The sequence below is a fragment of the Arthrobacter sp. M2012083 genome, from assembly GCF_000281065.1.
Classification (GTDB): Bacteria; Actinomycetota; Actinomycetes; order Actinomycetales; family Micrococcaceae; genus Arthrobacter.
This window is the reverse complement of sequence record NZ_AKKK01000025.1, coordinates 98,741-117,769: the sequence shown is the minus strand read 5'-3', so window position 1 is coordinate 117,769 and position 19,029 is coordinate 98,741. Positions and strand designations below refer to the sequence as shown.

Sequence of the window (19,029 nt, the reverse complement as noted above, 5' to 3'; positions counted from 1 at the left end):
AACAGTCACAAGGGGAATTTGCCGGAGAGTTCCAGGGTCCCTGCGCACATCCAGGCGGACAACCGGTCTTCTGTGCTCGGACCGCCATCCAGCGGGCTCTCAAGGCGAGGCCGGCGCACCCAGCAACCGGCTTCTTCCGCAATCAGCGCACCTGCAGCGAAGTCGTGCTCGTTGAGGCCCCGTTCACCGTAGGCGTCGAAGGTTCCGTCTGCCACCAAGCAGAGGTCCAGTGCAGCCGATCCGAGGCGTCGGACGTCGGCGAATCCGTCCATGAGCCCGGCGAGACCTTCAGATTGGCTGGCCCGGGTAGCGGGATCGTAGCTGAAGCCGGTGGCCAGGATGAGGCCGGTGCGCCCGGGAACCGGACCTGCCAGGCGCGTCGCCTCTCCCCCGGATTCCATCCACGCACCGTGACCGCGGGCCGCATGGTAGATGCGCCCCAGCGCCGGCGCGTGAACCACGCCGGCCTGCCAGACGCCGTCGGAATCTGCTACAGCAACGGATGTGGCGTAGTAGACGATGTTGCGGATGAAGTTGGTGGTCCCGTCCAGGGGATCGATGGACCACCGGTATCCGGAGGGCTGTTCGGGCCTGGTGGTACCGTGTTCCTCCCCTGTGATGGTGTCGTGCGGCCGTTCGGCAATGATCGCTTCACGGACCGCATTCTCTGCTGCGACGTCAAAAGCGGTGACCCAGTCCCCGGCCTCGCCCTTGTTGCTGGTTTCCAGGCCGTCGCCGCCAGTGCCGGTGGTGGACCGCTGTGCAAGGACAGCGGCGCCCGCAGCCGCGGCACGTTTGGCTACAGCAAGCAGCTCGTTGACGTCCATCATTCTGCCGCCGCTTCCACCGCTGTTTCAGCCACCAGGGTTTCTTCATCCGTTGCCGCTTCGGATTCCGTCCCGGCCTGTACCGGTCCGTTGGCCAGGAGCTCGCGGAAGCCGTCCTCGTCCAGCACCGGAACGCCGAGTTGCTCGGCCTTGTCCAGCTTGGTGCCGGCACTTTCACCGGCCACCAGGTAACTGGTGTTCTTGGAGACGGAGCCGGAGGCTTTGCCGCCGCGGATGATGATGGCTTCCTTGGCTTCGTCGCGGCTGAAGTTGGGCAGCGTACCGGTGACTACCACCGTGAGCCCCTCAAGGGTCCGAGGCACCGAAGTGTCCCGTTCATCCTCCATGCGCACGCCGGCAGCCGCCCAGCTGTCCACGATCTCGTTGTGCCAGTCAACGGCGAACCATTCTTTGAGCGCCACTGCAATGGTGGGTCCCACGCCGTCAACGTGAGCCATTTGCTCTTCCGTGGCGTTGCGAATGGCATCCATGCTCCCGAATGCGGTGGCAAGAGCACGCGAAGCAGTTGGCCCGACGTGCCGGATGGAGAGCGCTACCAGTACTCGCCACAGCGGCTGGGTCTTTGCCTTCTCCAGCTCCACGAACAGTTTTTCCGTCGTTGCAGTGGGCTTGGACGGAGACTTGGCCGTTCCCTTGGTGTAGAAGTACGGAACGAGCTCGTATTCCCCCGTTCCCACACCCTTGGACCGCTTTTCCCTGCGGATCCTGACGTCCGCCAAGTCCTCACGCGTCAGGCTGAACAGGCCGGCCTCACTGGTGAGGGGCGGCGTCTCAGGCTCTGCTGGCTGCGTGAGGGCGATGGCTGCTTCCCAGCCGAGTGCTTCGATATCGAACGCGCCGCGGCCCGCGAGGTGGAACACGCGTTCCCGCAGCTGCGAGGGGCAGGACTTGGCGTTGGGGCAACGAATGTCCACATCGCCTTCCTTCGACGGAGCCAACGGCGTACCGCACGACGGGCACTCCGTGGGCATCACGAATTCGCGCACCGGCGGATCCTGCTTGTCACGCAGTGCCAGCACCGGGCCGACGATCTCCGGAATGACGTCTCCGGCCTTGCGGAGAATGACGATGTCGCCGATCATGACGCCCTTGGCCTTGACCACGTCCTGGTTGTGCAGGGTAGCCATTCCCACCGTGGAACCGGCCACCTTCACCGGCTCCATCAGTCCGAATGGAGTCACGCGCCCTGTGCGGCCAACGTTGACGGCGATGTCCAGGAGCTTGGTGTGGACCTCTTCGGGCGGGTACTTGTAGGCCGCAGCCCACCTGGGCACCCTGGAGGTGTAACCAAGGGCACGCTGGGTGGCAAAGTCATCGACCTTGACCACAATGCCGTCGATCTCATGCAGGAGCTTATGCCGGCGCTCACCGTAGTCGGCGATGAACTTCAGGACGTCGTCGAAGGTGTCCAATACCTTGAGGTACGGGCTGACAGGGAGCCCCCATTCTTCGAGGAGCTTGTACGTTTCCGACTGGCTCTTGGCCTCCAGCCCTTCACGGGCGCCGATGCCGTGGACGAACATGCTGAGTGGACGCTTGGCAGTTTCAGCGGGATCCTTTTGGCGGAGCGAACCAGCGGCGGCATTGCGGGGGTTGGCAAGCGGGGCTTTACCGGCGGCGACGAGCGTCTCGTTGAACTCAACGAAGGCCTTGGAGGGGATGAACACCTCGCCACGGATTTCCACTTCCGACGGATAACCCGAACCACTGAGCTGCCGCGGGATCTCTTTGATGGTGAGGACGTTGTGGGTAATGTCCTCACCCGTGGTACCGTCGCCCCGGGTGGCGGCTCGGACCAGTTTCCCGTCCCGGTACAACAGATTGACGGCAAGGCCATCGATCTTCAGTTCAGTCAGCCACGCGATGGGCGGGACGGAATCGCCGAGCTTCGCCACCGACGCTTCCGCCTTGCGGACCCAGGCTTCAAGCTCGTCCAGGGAGAAGACGTCGTCAAGGCTGTACATCCGTTGCAAATGCTCCACCGCCGCGAAAGCGGACGAGACCTCGCCACCAACCTCTTGCGTGGGCGAGTCATTGGAGACGAGCTCCGGGTGCAGTGCTTCCAGTTCCTCCAGCCGGCGGTAGAGTTCGTCGAACTCGGCGTCGGAAACCGTTGGCGAGTCTTCTTGGTAATAGGCATACCGGTACTTACGGACCAGGTCCGCTAATTGCTCGTACTCATCCCGCAGGGACTCCGACGGCGGAGTCCCTTCCTCCGCGACGATTGCCGCAGCGGCGTCCTGGGTTGTGGTGTCGACCGGATCCGGATTCTCTGGTGTGCTCACAGGTCTATCTTGCCGTAACCCACGGACATTAAAGAGTTGCTAGTGGGACGACAGCCGGTTCTTGCTCCATAACGCGAATGCCAGCCCTCCCAGGCCAACCACCAGGACGGCCCCCAGGATGCCGAACAGGCCGATCACGTTGGGACCCGAAAATGAGCTCGAAGCCAGTGCGGCCGCTTCCGTCTCCTTGCCCTTATCCACCGGCGTGTCCCAGTTGGAGGACTTGCCCGGGCTTGCGCTTGCGGAGCCAGAGGAAGGAGAGGACGACGGCGTTGCCGGCGCCGGCGTCGTACCAGAGGTTGCGGTGGGTTCGGACGAGTCCGACCCCGCACCGGTCGCCTGGGGCGCGACGGTGACGAACTGGGTCACCGCGGGTTGTTGCGGAATCTGAACAGGCTGCGGGGCTTGCACCGGTGTTTGAATCGGCGGGGCTTGAACCGGCGGGGCAGGCGCAGGAGCAACCTCCGGCTCCCTGACCCGGGTCGGCTCCGGTTTGGATGATGGGATCTTGTCCGTTTCCGGAGCGAGCCCAGGCTGCGTGGGTTCCGGTTCCGTGGGTGCCTCCGAGGGTACGCAGAGGATCTTCCCATCGCACGGTGCAGCGTGTGCGGCTGCGGCGGGCGCAAACAGCAATCCACCAGCCAATACCACGGCTGGAACTACGGGGTGTCGCATGGCGGTAGCCTCCTAGCTACGGTTTTCAGGCGGCATGGCGATCTGGAGCTTGCGTACCTTTCCACGTCCCACGATGTATCCGCGGCCCGGGATGAAGTCCTTGCTGATACGGCCCAACGAGGTGTTAAGGAGGCTGTCGCCTTCCACATCTCCCGGGTTGAGCAAAAGCCCGCGGCGTCCGGATTTGAACGGCTGGGCAAGGGACCACGCCTGGGACCAGGTGGAGGTCTCGGATTCACCCACCACCCACTGATCGGCCTTAATCGCGGCCGTAACCAAACGTCCCACGCCGGATTCGGCCAAGGTATCCGTGAACTCGGTGAGGCCTTCAATGAAGATGGCCATGGTGCCAGGGTTGTCCGAGGCTTTGTCGATCAGGTCATCCACTACGTCCGAGACCTCGTCCGGCCCCACCAACGACCTGCTCCAGATGTTCAGTGATGCCACGGCGGAACGCCGGGAACCGATGTAGATCAAGTCAGTGCGCGGGTTGGAACGCCGCAAGGCGTAGGCCAAGGTGACCAGGGCGACTGTGCGTCCGGCGCCTGGAGGGCCAGCCAGCAGAAGTGATCCCTTGGCTGCGATGGCCGCCGAACCCAGCGTTTCGTCGTCGACACCTATCACTGGGTTGTCCGGGGCACCGGTGGGCAGGATGTCCAGGTCCACAAGCTCCGGAAGCCGCTGGATCTGCGGTGCTTGCTCGAGGCCCTGGCGCAGCATCGCCTGGCTGAGCTTGGCCACTTCCCGGGCCTGGAGCGCGAGGTTCGAGTTCCCTCCCAGTACGGCGAGCTGAACTTCCAGCCCGTCCAGCAGGCCACGCCCGGGAGGCGATGCTGCGTTGAGGACATCCTTGGGGACGTCGAGGGTCATGTAGTCGTCTTCGGAGCTGAGACGCAGGACCAGCCGCTTCTGGATGGAGGCAAGGAGCGACGCCGGAACAGAGTTTGTGCGGTCACCGCTGACTACCAGGTGGATGCCCAACGGACGGCCGTCGGTGGCCAGAGTAAGGAAAATGTCCCACAGCGCAGACAAGTTGCTGTACTCGTAGGATTCACGGAAGGAAGACATACCGTCCACCAGGATGAAGATGCGCTTCTCCTCCGGGCGGTTGGCCAGCTGCCGGTATTCGACGATGGTGGAGGCGCGGACCTCAGCGAACCGTGCTGCCCTGTCGTCCGCCACTTCCTTGAGCCACCGCAGCAACCGCCCAACGCGCTCCACGTCGTCGCCGTTGATGATTTCGCCAACGTGCGGAAGCCCATCGAGCATCTTGAGTCCCGAGGAACCGCAGTCAATGCCATAGATGTGGACCGGCCCACCACGTGGCGTGACAGCCGCGGCGATCGCAATCCCGCGCAGCGCCGCCGACTTACCGGATCCGCCCGTGCCGTAGACGGCCATATTGCCGTCCTTGTCAGGCTCGTAGAACACTGTGGGCTGGTCCTGGTGGGCGGGGTCATCTGCCACGCCGAGCAGGAGCCGCTCATCGGTCCGCGGGTTGGGGAGCTTGGAGAAATCGTAGGTAGTGGCGAGTTCGTTGAGCCATGGCTTCCGGGGAGGCTCGATGGACAGGACGTCAGCTGCCCGGATGATGTTCCCGGTCATCCTGGCGATGTCGTTCGGTCCGGCCGGTTCTTCTTCAACCTGCGACACCAAGGGTGGTTCCCAGGTGGGCCCGGACCCGAACGCCATCTCTACGATGTCGATCCGGGGCCGCTGCGGCTTTTCCGTCGTCCAACCGCCGGCGTACCCGGTCTGGAAGCCCTGGATACGGCCGGGGCCGGTCTTCGCGGCGCCGCGGCCGGGAATGGACGGATCAAAGTATGCCGCCGTCGGAACGCCCAGGATATCTGTCGCGTCCACTTCGTCGGCCATGCGCAAGGCAACGCGGAGGTTGGTGTTGGCCCGCAGGTTGTCTTTGATGACGCCGGCAGGCCGTTGCGTGGCCAGGATCAAGTGCAGGCCCAAGGACCGGCCACGGGCAGCGACGTCCACTACACCGTCAACGAACTCGGGAACTTCGGTAGCCAGCGCCGCAAATTCGTCCACGATGATGATGAGGTACGGGGGCGCCTCGGGATCGGCTTCGCGTTGCAGCGCCAGGAGGTCTTTGGCTTTCTTACGGTTCAGGAGACGTTCGCGGTAGTGGAGCTCTGCCCGAAGGGATGTCAGTGCACGGCGAACCAGGTGCGGGGACAAGTCGGTCACCAGGCCAACGGTGTGCGGCAAGTGCAGGCAGTCGGCGAATGCGGCGCCGCCTTTGTAGTCCACGAACAGGAAGCTGACACGGTCCGGGCTGTAGGCGGCCGCCATGCCCATCACCCAGGACTGGAGGAACTCGGATTTACCGGCACCCGTGGTTCCGCCGACCAGTGCGTGCGGACCTTCGTTCTTGAGGTCGAGGTAGAACGGCTCCACACCCTTGGAACCAACCAGCGCACGGAGGCTGCCGTTGTCCTTCCGGTTGGGCACGGCCGTGGCGTGGACAGAGTTGTTCTCCTGCCAACGCTCGGCCACGGCCTGTGGATTGTCCATCAGTTCCTTGCCGATCAGCGTGGCGTAGGAGACGGCGCGCGGGAGGTCGGAGTCGTCGTCGAGCGGGTTTCCAACATCCACCAGCGGCGACATCATGCGCGCCAACTGGCTGGCGAGGCCCGCGTCAAGGCTTTCGCAGCTCACCGGGTACGTGTGGCGACCCAAGCGGACCTGGCCAGTAGTGGTGCCATGATCGCCGTCCACCGAGAGGAAGTCACGGCATGCCGCGGGAAGTGACTGTACGTTGGCCGCCACCCACATAACGTGTACGCCGTAGTCAGGGCCGCGTTCCACCAGCCGCGTGAGGCGGCCGCGGTCCACGGGGGCGTCGTCTTCAACGATCACCAGGACGGCCGGAACCACGGGACCAGGAACTTCTTCATGCTCGTTCTTAAGTCCGGGCCGCGGATGCGGGCCAGGCTCCTTGGCCACGGATTCGCGCTCTTCCACGAGGTTTTCGAGCCGGGACAACAAGGCGGCACCGGCACCGGGGCCGGCCGCGAGGTGATCGCCGGATATGGGGCTGTGGCCTGAACCGACGTGCGGGAGCCACTGCAGCCAGTCCCAGCGCTCACGGGAACGGGCCGAGGTCAGTGCCGTGAGGACAACTTCGGCCGGTGAATGGAGTCCCACCAACTGGAGCACCATGCCGCGGGCCACGTCGTCCACCACGCTGCGGTCCCCCGCCACGCCAAAGGAACCCGAAGTGCGCAGCTGCGACACGATGGGAACGCCTTCAATGACTCGGACCTGCTGCAGGCACTCCTGAATTTCCCGCATGTACTGCGGTTCAGTTTCATTGGCGCCCGGTTCGTCGAACTGGATGCGCGATGGTGCGGAGCCCAGTCCGAAGCGAACCCCCAGGAAGTGCTGATGCTCCGGGCGGTGCGTCCAAAGAAGGGGCCCGAGTTTGTAGATCGCGTCCACGGTGTCGCTCACGGACGGCGCTTCCTGGAGCCGCACAGCGCGCTCAATGTTCTGCTGCTTGTCGATGTCTTCGCGGAAGGCCAGCATGGCGGCTTTGAACTGTTTGTGGCCTTCCTTGGCCTGCCGCTTGCTCTGCATTTTGTGGTCCACGTAGTGCCCGACAATGAACAGCGGCATCATCGCCATGAAAATCACGGAGAGCAGGTTCTGCGTGAAAGCGAAGAGCACGCCGCCCATCAGGAGCGGCGCGATCAGCATGATGTAAGGGAAGGGCTGGTGTTCCGGGCGCTTCGGCCCCGCAGGAGGCACGCGCTTGGGCGACTCGAACCTGGGCAGCACGCGCGGCGAGCGGTTGAAATCCACCAGCGGCGACGACGGACCACCGCTGTGGTTTCGGGACAGGGCAACGACGCCTACGGAAGTATCGCCCAAAGTGACGGTGTCAGAGGATTCGAGCGTTGCCCGGGTTACCGGCAGCCCATCCATGAGGAGGCCGTTGGCGGAGTTCGTGTCCACGATTTCCACGGTTTCGCCCACCGTGATCCGCGCATGGCGCTTGGACGTCAGCGGGTCCGACAAACGGATGTCGGCGTCCCGGTCCCGGCCGATGTAACTGGTGCCGAAAGGCAGTGAAAATTCGCGTCCGACGTCGGGCCCTGACATCACGCGCAACGTCGCCGCCGCCGGTCCCCTGCCATTGCCGTTGGCGTGCCCGTTGGATGCAAACTGCTCGCTGACCTGCGCGAGTGAAACCTTGGAGCCTGGCCGCAGCCCGGACTCCAGCAGGTTGTCCGTGGGCCGCAGGACGTGCCCGGAGAGCCCGCCGCCCACGAAAGCCTCGTCCACGCTGATGGACAGGTTCGACGGCGGTTCGGTCCCCTTTCGTGCGGGGTCGGCAGCCCAAAGTTCGGTGGCAATATCAGCCACGGTGGCACGACCATCCACCGTTACGGCGAGGTCCTTTGCTTCCGCAGGGTCACGCCGCAAGGTCAGGCGGAACTTCATCCTTCGTCGACTCCACTCATTTTTTCAAGGAGGTGCAGGTCAGCCGGTGTCACCAAATGTGACGTCACGGCGTGTTCCACCAAGCGCGCCCGGCGGTTGGTGGCGAGTTTTCCGACCCCGCCGCGCAGTCCAACTACGCCTACCCGGTCCAGCTTGTCGCAGACGTTATCCAGCTTGCGGTTGAAACGGGTCAGGGCCCAGCCCAGTCGCTTCGCAGCTTCGGCTGATGACGGAATGGCACTGAAGCCGGTGCCGTCGCGCCGCAACATGGGTTCGGCCAAGGCGACGATGAGCGCCTTTTGCGAATCGGTGAAGACCACAGGTCCGATCGTGGTGTCTCCCGCTTGGTCGTCGTCGCGTGCTTCGTGCCGGAAGGACGGCGTCTTCAAGTGCACGGCGAATTCGTAGGTGGTAGGTCCGGCTGTGAAAATCACGTTGGTGTGGCTGAAGACCAGCGGGATCCTCGCCCCGGGCGCAAGCCAGGCCTGCATACCTCCGGAACCGTCAGCAATGGTGGCGGACAACATGCTGCCAACGTTGCTGAGCCACCACATGCCGTCGTAGCGGGCGATCTGCAGGAAGCGTCGGTGCAGATAGGGGTTATCGTCCACTTCCAGGTCACCTTCGCGTCCAATATCGAAGATGTCCTCGTCGGATGGTTCGTACCATTCCCCACAGAAATCTATTGCTAGATCCCCCATGATCTGTGCCTCCTCAGTCGGCGGTAAGTAAGTCTCATGTGCCGGTTACTCGTCCAGGCAGGCGATGGAATCCGGCCCGCCGGGTGAGGCACTGCCGTCAGCCCGGACAATAATTGCTTGCACGCAGATGGGTGGATCAGCCAGCGCGCCGAGGAACGCCTTTCCAGTGGACGTGGTCTCATAGACACCTTCGGATTTTGCCGACTTGACGCGCCACTTGAACGTGTCTCCGGGCAGCGGCTGGGGGTTCGTCCAGGAGAAGACGACGATATTCCGGTCCTTGGTGTCCCGCGCCGCAGACATTCCCGCAACCTCCGGAACGCCGCCATCCCCCAGAGCGTCAGCCGGCTGCTTGCTTGTCGTTTCCGTGGGCGCCACTTTGGGCTGCGCCTGCGCGCCCAACACCACGCCCACCACAATGGCCACTACCAGCACTGCAGCGCCGCTGGCGGCCAGCCAGAGGTTGCGCTTGCTGTGGTCTGCAGGCGGAGCGTCCTCCTGCGTGACCGGCGATGCACCGGAGGTAGCGTTGGCACGACTGACCGTTGCGCCAAGATCGTCCTGGGGACGTGAAGGCTGCCAGCCACGCAACACTGTGGACTCTGCCGTGTCAGGCTCGGCGGGAGCGTTTTGGCTGCCGGGGGCTGTGTACGATCCCGGCGCGGCGTATCCCGACGCAGGCGCGTGGAACTGCGGCGGGGCCGACGGCCCGGTGTGGGACGGGACCGTTTGCGGAGGGTTGGTGGGCTGGGCCGGTTGTTGTGTCGGCTGTTGGGTGGAGCCTGGAACGGTGGACGGGAAGGTTCGCGCCGGGAAAGTGGGCGCTGACCCTGTGGTGGCGGTTCCCGAGGCGTCGGGATCGATCGAGGCAATGCTCCGGACCCGGGTTTCCTCGAAGTTGTCGTCCGGGTGCTGGTCGTCACCGTGGCCGGGTTCTTCGAGAACCTCGAACGGCGTGACGGACAGGTTCAATTCAGCCTGGATCCGTTGGAGTGCCAGCGCGAAAGCATGTGCTGATGAATAACGGGATTCCGCTGACTTGGCCATGGACGTAGCCAGGACGAGTTCCAGGGACTCCGGAACGTCGGCACGGCCCAGCCTGGGCAGGGGTGCGTTGGTGATGCGCGAGATCAGTTCCCGCTGGGAGTTGTCCTGTCCCGGAAGGACAAACGGCGAACGACCCGCCAGCAGGGTGTACAGCGTTGCGCCCAAGGCCCAAATATCCACAGGAACACCGTCGACGGCACCTCCGCGGAACTGCTCCGGCGGAGACCACGGGATGGACATGCCGGCGTCGTCCTCGGTGTCGGCGCCGATGGTGCCGGAGATGCCAAAGTCAGTCAGGGCAGGCCGGTTGTAGTCGGTGACCAGGATGTTGGCTGGCTTGATGTCCCGGTGCACAATGCCGGCCCGGTGAGCGGTCTCGACGGCGGAAGCCACCTGGATCCCGACGGCCAGGACCTCGTCCACGCTGAATCGCTGGCGACGATAACGGACGTCGAGGCTCGGCCGGGAGCAGTACTCCATGGCGAGGTACGAGTGTCCGTTCTCAGTGATCTCGGCTTCGAAAATGGTCACGATGTAAGGGTGCGACGACAACTGCGCCATAAGGTTCGCTTCAGACTCGAAGCGGCGGCGGGCCCCTTCGGTCTTCAAATCGGACAACAGCACCTTGACCGCTACTTTTCGGCGGGGTCGATCCTGCTCGTAAAGGTAGACATCCGAGAAGCCACCGGAGCCGAGCAGGCTGATGTACTTGAAACCCGGGATGGGTGGAGGCGGCGCAGGGGGCCTCTTGGAACTCAAAGAATCTCCTCGAAACGCAATGAAATGTTGTCGCCCAGCTCGGCGATGTCGCCGTCCAGCAGGATGGCCATTTCGTTTTGGGCAAGCCGGCGGGGTGCCTGGCCTTCCCTGATGAGTACGGTGCCGTTGGTTGCCTTCAGGTCGCACAGCATGACGTGCCAACCTTCTAGCCGGACCTCGACGTGGGAGCGGGAAATGTCCCCACCGGGGCTGTCCACTTGGACCAGACGCGGCATGGTGCCGCCTTGCACCCGGGAAACCGACGGCTGGCGGCCGATGATGAGCGACTGGTCAAGGTCAATCAACTCACCTGTAGAGAGCCGCATCCTACCCAGCCTCGGACGTGGGACGTGGATGGCGTCGCCGGAAACGGCAACACCGCACACCGAACACTGCGGGTACGTGGGTGGATTGGCGTGCCCTTGGGAGCACATCCGTGCCAGAACGCTCGGCCCGTTGACGGCCGACGTTTCCGCGCGGCCAACAAGAGCTTTTGCGCCGGAATCCTCAGTGGGGAGGCTGCTCTTCATGATGGTCTGTCCGTCATGGTCAGAGTCCTCGTCCGCGGCCATGGCCGCTGGAGCCGACGACCAGGCGGCCGGTACTTGGGCCGCAGGATCGGCTACGGGCCCGGGCGGAACTGATTGCTGGTCGCTGTCCGGCTGAGGCGTGGAGGAACCGCTGCGCAGCCACGGGACGGAGTCAATCAGCCCGCTTGCTGCTTCGGCTGGCGGGGTTGGAGACGGGCTCTCCGGCGCCGGCGTCAGCGGTTCCATGGCTGGCGGGGTTGGAGACGGGCCCTCCGGCGCCGGCGAAAGCGGTTCCATGGCTGGCGGGGCGACCGGTGTAGCTGACGCGGGCGAGTCGTGGTCGTCGGATCCTTCGTCCGTGCGGACTGCAGCGTCCTCAATGTTGCGCATCACCGTCTTGTCCCACAGGTGATCGTAGTTTGTGGTGTTTTCCAGCGACGGAAGTATTGGATCCGTGGTACTCGTGTGGACGGGTTCCCCGGATGCGTCCGAATCCGCCTGGCTGGCTGGTTCCAGCTCCGGTTCTTCGAGCGCGGCCGACTGCTCCGGCGCCGCCAACTCATCGTGGTGCGGCGCTTCGTCGGTCAGCGGATCCTCCGGCGCTTCCGCTTCCTGGTTAGCTGGCACGTCCGCAGCAGGCTTCTGGGCCATTGACTCGGGAGCGGCCAACACGTCGGAGGACGACTCGCTGGCGGGAACCATGTGACCGGGTGCGATCGTCAGGCCAAGGTCCGCTTCCGTGTAGCCGATCATGGTTTCGTCTGACACCGTCGCGGGCCGGACTTCAGGTTTGCTGACTGCCTGCCCTGCAGCATGGCCCTCGGCGTCGAGCGAGGCCAGGAGCACCACACCCTCTCCCAGCGGAAGACTGTTCAAAGGCGAGCCGTTCAAGGGCGAGCCGTTCAAGGGCGAGCCTTTGAACGGAGCGCCTTCACCCGTCGTCGGAATTCCCGCGGACGGGGCAGGCTTGTTCCCTATCCGGACGCTGTAAGAGGTGGCGTCCGCGAGGCGTCTCTCCGTCCACGTGGTGACGTCACGCCCCGTGAGGCGTTCCTCGCCACCGGCCGTCTGCACCATAAGTTCGAGGTCTCCGCGGAGGAACACTCTCAGTGCGTCCTTCGAGTCGATGATTCCGAAAGGCGGGATCCGGCTGAGGGAAACACCAAAGGCATCCGTCACCTCATGCAGGACTTCGTGGGCCTCGGGCGCGGATGCCAGCAACTCCCACACAGTGTCGATCAGTGCGTGTGGTGTATCCGGGCCGAGGAGCACCACGGTTCCGCTCCGCACCACCCCGAACCAGTCACCCTGCTGATAGCGGGTCAGCGAAAGATGGTTATTGCTTGCCATCGACGCCTTCCTCCTGCCCAGCCCCTGCGACGTCGTCGGTGCCGTTCACCCAGGCCCGGGGAAGGGTATCTTCTTCAACCTCGGACGCGACCTCGGGGCGCGGCGCAGTGGTGGCGATGCCGGCGTCGTTCAAGACGTTCTTGGCGTCAACGACGATGACGGTGACGTTGTCCCTGCCGCCGCTTCTCAGGGCAGCCTGAATCAGTGCGTCCACGGCGTCCTGCGGATGGGCAACAGTGCTGAGGATGCGGAACATGTGGTCATCGCCCAGTTCCCCGTTGAGACCGTCTGAGCAGATCATGATCCGGTCACCTTCCTGGATGGGAAGCAACCAGAAATCGGCCTCGGTTTCGTCGCCGGTACCCAGGGCGCGGGTCACCACGTGGCGGCGCGGGTGGACGGTGGCCTGCTCCGCTGTGATATCCCCGGAATCCACCAGTTCCTGCACCTCGGAGTGGTCGACGCTTACCTGCGCAAACTCCCCTTGGCTGAGGCGGTAAGTCCTGGAATCGCCGATGTTCATGACCAGCCAGTAGGGCAGGCCCATCTGCTCCACCACCACGACGCCGGACAGCGTGGTCCCGGCGCGGGCTCCGGTTGCGTTGCGGATGGCAGCATCGGCCTTGAGCAGGCAGGACTGAAGGTCGGCCGCTGAAGCGGTGCGCACGCCGGCGGACAATTCAGGGGCGCCGCCCAAAGCCCTGACGCACATGCCGCTGGCGATCTCGCCTGCCTCATGCCCGCCCATGCCGTCGGCAACGGCGAAGACGGGGTCAGAAGCAATGAACGAATCTTCGTTCAGTTCGCGGCGAAGCCCGCGGTCCGTTCCGTACCCGTAGCTGAGCCGAAAAGAGGATCCGCCTGCGGCGGGACCCGCTTCGGCGTTGGCGGGTGTGGCCGGCTGTGAATTCATGCTTGTCCTAGGTGGAAGGAACGGTCCCCAAAGTGAACGGTGGAACCGGGACGGACAAAGCTCGCTTCGCCCGGGTGGAGCCTGGTCTGGATGCTGTCGGGGGTGGTGACAGCGCTGCCGTTGGTGGAGTTACGGTCCGTGACCCAGACACCGTCGCCATCAACGCGCAAATGTAAATGTGTTTTGGAGATGGACCGGCCGGGGTCTGACACGGGCAGCAATTGTTCCACGGTTTCCCCGGGCTGCGGCGCCGGGTTGCGGCCCAGGAGGACTGACCCGCCCAACTGGATATCCTGGCCATCGTCGATCCGAATCCGCAAGACGGCTTGGGCACGGGCTGCCCCGGGGCGCATCTGGGTCCGCTCCACGTCGTCGTCCGGATGGTCGGCGGCCGCGGGTGCCTGCTGCGGCGCAACCGTGGCGGGGCTCGATGACGCTAAGGTGCTCGGTGCTGTCGACCCGCTCGGTGGTGCTGGTGTGCGGGGCGCCGGCGTGAAGGGCGCCGTGGGTGGGCGCCACTGGTTCGGATCATGGGAAGGCTGCACAGCGGGTGTCGCAGGAGACGCCTGCGCCGGTGCTGGCAGCGGACTCGCACCCGGACGGGCGCCCTGGCCAAACCCGGAGGGGACCGGGGAAGCGACGGGCTGAACCGGCGGGAGATCCATCGGCGCGAAGCTGTAGGGGCCTTGGATGCCTCCCGTGGTCACCGGATTCCGGCCCGCGTTCACGTCGAACACCAAGGACTTTGCAGCTTTGTCATGCCAGCCCCGCAGCTTGCCGTTGGCGTCCCAGGCGTTGGAGATAACTACAAGGAAAGCCCAGACAACGCCGAGGAACATCAGGGGCAGGGCGATCCACAGAACCAGCCCGATGTGTCCCAGAGCTGACAGGATGACGGCAACGATGGACCCCAGCAGCAGGAGCCCGCCAGTAAGGATCCCGCGAACGAAAACCACTCCAGCGCCGGGCGCGTAGCCATCGGAGTCCGAACTGCGGATGCCCATGAGCTGGTTGCCGATGGTGTTACCGGACTTTGCCTCAATTCCGAGGAGGACAAAAGTGTAAACAACGGTCACACCCAGGCCGATGCTGCCCAAGAGAACCAGGAGCCCCGTGTCATAGACAATGAAGCCGTTCCTGCGGGTTTGAGTGATGCCGGCAATTCCAATCGCGAACGTGGTGGCAAGCACGGCGACGGGACCCAACCAGTCCAGCACAGCCGCGCCCAGGCGCTTCCCGGCAGAGGCGGGCACCAACTCGAGTTTGGTGGTCATAGTGGTCCCTCCCCCTGGCCCCGGCCTTCGGTCCGGCATGGTCTTTGATCCCTGCTGCATCGGCGAAGCCGGCGCCGACACTACCGAGATACTACCGGGATCGGCGAAGCCCTGCCGGTTGGCGAACTCCAAAGCTGCTTTCTGTGCGTGGTTGATGTTGCCCTCCCTGCGGGCACCACGGTTGTTCAGCGGTGAACCGCACTGCGTGCAGAACGTCGCGCCAGGACGTACCCCCTGCCGGCAAGCCGGGCAGAGCTCTGACTCATTACTCATCGGTGGTGTCCTTCTTGAACGGCAACGTGAAGCGGGGCTTGGCCGGGTCTCCTGGCGTCTGTTGCCGGCGGCGAAGGGCAGCGCGGCCATCGGACAGCAAGGACCGCGGTGAGAACCGTGCCTGCTGTCGTTTCCAGAAACCGACGCTTCCTGTGATGTCCGTCAGCGATGTGTCAACGATCTCCCAGTACTCCTTGACCTCCTCCTCGCTGGGCTGACCGGCACCGAAGACGGCAGCATCGGCCCGGTGGGCAAGCATGGTGGTGGTAGTCCCGGTGGTGGGGAAGGCATCCGCGATGACCGTAGCCGATTCACGCCTTGTGGACTTGGTGTCAATCGAGGCACCCATGTCAGTGACCAGGCTCAGCACTTCGTTCCATCCTCCGCCGACCCGCTGGGCGGGGTGGCCGTCACGGAAACGCGCCTTCCGGCGTCGTGATTTCAGCAGGAGGATCAGCAGCAGCGGCAAGGCAAGGATCCCCAGCGGAATCAGCGCCACACCGATGGCCGCCAGCAGCGGCCCCCAGAAGAGCCAAGGGTTGTTCTTCTTCTCGTCAGCGTCCAGGGCGTCCGGGGTGGAATCCGGTGGCAGGTCCGCGGGTTCCTGCGGCGGGGGCGGTGGCTGCAGCACCTGCGGTTTGGGCTTGGACTTGTTTTCCGGGTCGGGCGGGATGGGCACATTGTCCTTGGGCGGGGTGGGATCAAAAGCAACCCATCCCACGCGGTCAAACGCCACCTCAACCCAAGCGTGGACGTCCTTACCCGTGATCTTGATATCGCCGGCGCCATTTTCAGGGCTCTTGGGGTCGGGATAGAACCCCATGACCACCCGGGAAGGAATGCCAAGGTGGCGGAGCATGAGGGACATGGACACAGCGTATTGCTCGTCGTCCCCCAGCATCTGCTTGGCCGAGAGCATGTTGCGGACGCGCGCAGCACTGTGGCCGGGAAGGCTCGGGAGCTGTCCTTCCGCCACCAGGCCGTTGCTGAAAGCGCCGCTCTTCTGGAAGTGCGCCTCAATCTGCCGGACGCGGTCAATGGCCGTCGGGGCATCCGCGGAAAGCTGGTTCGCTTGGGAAGCCACGATGGGCGGCACTTCCTCCGCCTCGGGCAGCGTGAGCTTGGCGAAGTCGTACTGCGTGAGCTGGCCGTGCTCCAGCGTCCCGGGGTCCGAGACCTGCACGGTGTAGTTGTCGCCCTTGGCCAGGCCCTTGGTGGTTACGGCCGTGTCCGTGCCGGCGTTGAAGTAGAGGCCGGCAGCGGCTCCGGAAGTGTCCGCAAAACTCATGCCCGTGGTGTGCCGGCCACCCGGGACAAAGTAGCCCTGGTAGTCCTCCACGGTGATGTCCAGCGTGTAGTTGGTGCCCTCCACCGGGCTCCCGGAATCAGCCAAGGTGTTCAGCGAACGGGCATCGCCCACTTTGCTGAAGTTGCCGGAGCTGTTGGGATCCATGGTGTAGTTCAGGCCGTTGAACGCATCCAGTGCAGCCAGCCGTACGCGGGCATCTTTCGGCAGCCCCTTGACCGTAAACAGCGTGCTGTCCTTCTCATCCTTGACGAAGCTGCGGAAGCTGGCCAGCGGCGTGATGTAGTCCCGGGGGTCAAACGGCGGAACGATCGTGTTGCGGAGCACCTTTCGGTCATCGCTGGCGGTGACCAACGGCGAGGCAATTGCGGTGACGCCCACCGCAACAGCGATCACGGCTGCAGCAGTCCCCAGGCGGCGGAGCTGGCCACGGCGGGCTGTAGCGGCGTCGGAGCCCGGCCTATTGGCCGAAACGGTCTTGGTGCTGTTCCGCCTAAGCACGTCACGGCGGAACGTCGCCCACACGATGGACACAATGGTCAGCGAGACGCCGCGCTCCACGTTAAGGAAGCCCGCGCTGGTACTGAAGGCGATTCCCGTGACGAAAAGGACCAGCACCGGCAACAACGGCCAGTACGGGCTCTTCAAACGCCACGTAAGCAGGCCTGCTGCCAGCGCGGTCAACAGTGAACTGAGGAACGGCACAATGAGCATCCCGTTCGCCGTCCCCACCGGAACGCCAACGGTCAGCATGTCCTTCCACGCAAACACGATGCCCAGCAGGAGTGTACGCAAGGAGTCGAGGCTGGGGAGGAACCCGAAGACGGTCGAATCCGGCACGGCCAATGCCGAGCCAAACACCATGTAGGCGCCGAAGGTCACGGCAGTGGTGATGAGCAGTCCCAGGCGGAAGTGCACGTTGAGGACAGCGATGCCCAGCCCCAGCAGCACACCGCCCAGACCTGCGATGAGGAAGCGGGCGTCTCCCCCGAAGCTCAGCGTGAAACCGAGGACGCCAAGGAACAGGAGCACCAGGAGCGCTCCGCAGTCAACGGCGAAGTGCCATAGTGGCCTGCCGTCGTCGAATATCGATTCTCCGGTGCCGCGGGCGGCCGACCGGGTTCCCTTGGCTGCACGGGGACGCACGCGGAGATTGGGAGCGGTGCTCATGCTGCCGCCTTTCGAAGAACTATGGCGAGATCGTCCAGGTCGCCAACCGTGAGGACCGTCAGGTCCGCGATGTTGGCCCTCGACGGCGCCGCTCCGGGTTGGACACGGACCGCCAGGCTCCGCACGCCGGGGGGAACGGACGAGGCCGCCGAGCGCAGTTGGGTGGCAGTCACATGGCTCCCCACGACGAAAAACACCACGGAGGCGTTGGGGACTGTATCCGAAAGGGTGCGGGCGAGGTCGACGGCGGTCTTCCGCATGGGTGCCCCGACAATGCGGGTCATATCGTCAAGCAGGTTCCGGCCGGTTTCGCAGCGGAGCGGCCCCTTTTGGGTCAGGACGTCCAGCTCACGCTGCTCACGAATGGCCTGCCTGCCAATGGAAGCAGCCACAGATATGGCCATTTCGAACTCGGGCTCGGAGTCATACTCGTCTGTATTGATGGAGAGCGAGATGGCCAGGTGTGCGCGCCGGGTCTCCTCGAACTGGCGAACCATGAGCTTGTTGGTGCGGGCTGTGGTCTTCCAGTGGATGTGGCGCCGATCGTCCCCGGGAACGTAATCGCGCAACGCATGGAAGGAGACATCCGCGCTGGAAAGTTCCGTAGTGGGCATGCCTTCAAGGTCGCGGATAAAGCCGGCCGCCGAGCTGCCCAGGGACACGGTCCGGGGATGGACGAACAGGTCCACCGGATCGGTCCACATCACGCGACGACGCAGCAAGTGGAGGGGGTCGGCGCGAACAGATCGGACCGGACCCACAACAATTACTGCACGCCGCGCTGTAGGGATGGTGAAGAGATCCTCGTGCACCTGTGCCGGCTTCATGCGGGGCAAATGGAAAACGGCAGTGTTGGAACCCACCGGCAGCTCCAACGCTGCAGGCAACAACGGCCTCGTGGACACGTTGGACACGGCAATGCTGCCCACGGCGTCATCCCCCACAGCCACCCTTGTGCGGGCAAGGTCCAGAACCACTCCATAGGCCGAGCGGCCCACAATGAAGCCGATGGCAAGGAGGAACAGCAGGAACGCCACCATGGCAGCTGACGTGGCTTCCTGCCAACCCCACGCCTGTCCCGCCCACCAGAGCCCGATCGAGGCAGCCAAGACTACCCAGCCGAGCAGGCTCACCACTGCCAGGACGGGCCAGACGAACCTCAGCCAGACAGCCCTGACCTTTGCCCACCCCGGCGCAAGGAAGTCGCCCGCAGTTCCGGCTGCTTCCGACCAAACGGCTGCGGGGTGGAGCTTGCTGGTTTTGCCGCGCTGGCTTGACCGGCCGGGGCGCGTGCCCGGCACGTCGCCAGGGCCGCGCAAGGAACGCATCTTGCCGCCGAGAGCGGACGTAACGCGCTTGAACGAGTCAGCAGCCCTGTTCAGGGGTGTGCTGGAGGACATGTCTGGGCCTTTGTTCGAGCTGGGGTGCGGT

The 19,029-nt window shown here is 64.4% G+C and carries 11 protein-coding genes; all 11 read right to left on the bottom strand.

Features of this window, described 5'->3' with window-relative positions:
• Positions 1–5: 5 nt before the first annotated feature.
• The 11 genes from A477_RS0112635 to A477_RS0112585 are packed head-to-tail and all read right to left on the bottom strand — an operon-like array spanning position 6 to position 18,998.
• Positions 6–830, bottom strand: coding sequence for an inositol monophosphatase family protein (locus A477_RS0112635; RefSeq protein ID WP_017199354.1), 825 nt, complete (start codon positions 828–830; stop codon positions 6–8).
• Entirely contained in the window at positions 827–3,133 is a 2,307-nt protein-coding gene (ligA, locus tag A477_RS0112630) for an NAD-dependent DNA ligase LigA (RefSeq protein WP_017199353.1), read from the bottom strand. Before ligA ends, A477_RS0112635 begins: the two co-directional genes overlap by 4 nt.
• Before the next feature lie 39 nt (positions 3,134–3,172).
• Positions 3,173–3,808, bottom strand: a complete 636-nt coding sequence (locus A477_RS0112625) for a hypothetical protein (RefSeq protein WP_017199352.1) — start codon at positions 3,806–3,808, stop codon at positions 3,173–3,175.
• Between the two features lie 12 nt (positions 3,809–3,820).
• The gene (locus A477_RS0112620) at positions 3,821–8,275 is read right to left on the bottom strand and encodes a type VII secretion EssC family protein (RefSeq protein ID WP_017199351.1); all 4,455 of its coding nucleotides are present in this window, start codon (positions 8,273–8,275) and stop codon (positions 3,821–3,823) included.
• A complete protein-coding gene (locus A477_RS0112615) occupies positions 8,272–8,976 on the bottom strand; it encodes a hypothetical protein (RefSeq protein WP_017199350.1) in 705 nt (234 codons plus the stop codon). Before A477_RS0112615 ends, A477_RS0112620 begins: the two co-directional genes overlap by 4 nt.
• 45 nt (positions 8,977–9,021) lie before the next feature.
• Positions 9,022–10,782 carry a serine/threonine-protein kinase gene (locus tag A477_RS0112610; protein ID WP_017199349.1) on the bottom strand — a complete coding sequence of 587 codons (1,761 nt, stop codon included), beginning with the start codon at positions 10,780–10,782 and terminating at the stop codon, positions 9,022–9,024.
• Positions 10,779–12,662 (bottom strand): FHA domain-containing protein, encoded by a 1,884-nt coding sequence (locus tag A477_RS0112605; RefSeq protein WP_017199348.1) that lies wholly within the window; start codon positions 12,660–12,662, stop codon positions 10,779–10,781. The genes A477_RS0112610 and A477_RS0112605 overlap by 4 nt, the downstream gene beginning before the upstream one ends.
• Positions 12,649–13,575, bottom strand: a complete 927-nt coding sequence (locus A477_RS0112600) for a PP2C family protein-serine/threonine phosphatase (RefSeq protein ID WP_017199347.1) — start codon at positions 13,573–13,575, stop codon at positions 12,649–12,651. The genes A477_RS0112605 and A477_RS0112600 overlap by 14 nt, the downstream gene beginning before the upstream one ends.
• Positions 13,572–15,122 (bottom strand): RDD family protein, encoded by a 1,551-nt coding sequence (locus tag A477_RS0112595; RefSeq protein ID WP_017199346.1) that lies wholly within the window; start codon positions 15,120–15,122, stop codon positions 13,572–13,574. Before A477_RS0112595 ends, A477_RS0112600 begins: the two co-directional genes overlap by 4 nt.
• Positions 15,115–17,598, bottom strand: a complete 2,484-nt coding sequence (locus A477_RS0112590) for a transglutaminase-like domain-containing protein (protein ID WP_017199345.1) — start codon at positions 17,596–17,598, stop codon at positions 15,115–15,117. The genes A477_RS0112595 and A477_RS0112590 overlap by 8 nt, the downstream gene beginning before the upstream one ends.
• Positions 17,595–18,998 carry a DUF58 domain-containing protein gene (locus A477_RS0112585; RefSeq protein WP_017199344.1) on the bottom strand — a complete coding sequence of 468 codons (1,404 nt, stop codon included), beginning with the start codon at positions 18,996–18,998 and terminating at the stop codon, positions 17,595–17,597. The genes A477_RS0112590 and A477_RS0112585 overlap by 4 nt, the downstream gene beginning before the upstream one ends.
• Positions 18,999–19,029: the final 31 nt, after the last annotated feature.

What these genes read in the sequence shown, in the direction of transcription:
- A477_RS0112605 (WP_017199348.1), bottom strand. Translation starts at nt 12,662, where the DNA reads ATGGCAAGCAATAACCATCTTTCGCTGACCCGCTATCAGCAGGGTGAC.
- A477_RS0112595 (WP_017199346.1), bottom strand. Translation starts at nt 15,122, where the DNA reads ATGAGTAATGAGTCAGAGCTCTGCCCGGCTTGCCGGCAGGGGGTACGT.
- A477_RS0112620 (WP_017199351.1), bottom strand. Translation starts at nt 8,275, where the DNA reads ATGAAGTTCCGCCTGACCTTGCGGCGTGACCCTGCGGAAGCAAAGGAC.
- A477_RS0112615 (WP_017199350.1), bottom strand. Translation starts at nt 8,976, where the DNA reads ATGGGGGATCTAGCAATAGATTTCTGTGGGGAATGGTACGAACCATCC.
- A477_RS0112585 (WP_017199344.1), bottom strand. Translation starts at nt 18,998, where the DNA reads ATGTCCTCCAGCACACCCCTGAACAGGGCTGCTGACTCGTTCAAGCGC.
- A477_RS0112625 (WP_017199352.1), bottom strand. Translation starts at nt 3,808, where the DNA reads ATGCGACACCCCGTAGTTCCAGCCGTGGTATTGGCTGGTGGATTGCTG.
- A477_RS0112590 (WP_017199345.1), bottom strand. Translation starts at nt 17,598, where the DNA reads ATGAGCACCGCTCCCAATCTCCGCGTGCGTCCCCGTGCAGCCAAGGGA.
- A477_RS0112635 (WP_017199354.1), bottom strand. Translation starts at nt 830, where the DNA reads ATGATGGACGTCAACGAGCTGCTTGCTGTAGCCAAACGTGCCGCGGCT.
- A477_RS0112600 (WP_017199347.1), bottom strand. Translation starts at nt 13,575, where the DNA reads ATGAATTCACAGCCGGCCACACCCGCCAACGCCGAAGCGGGTCCCGCC.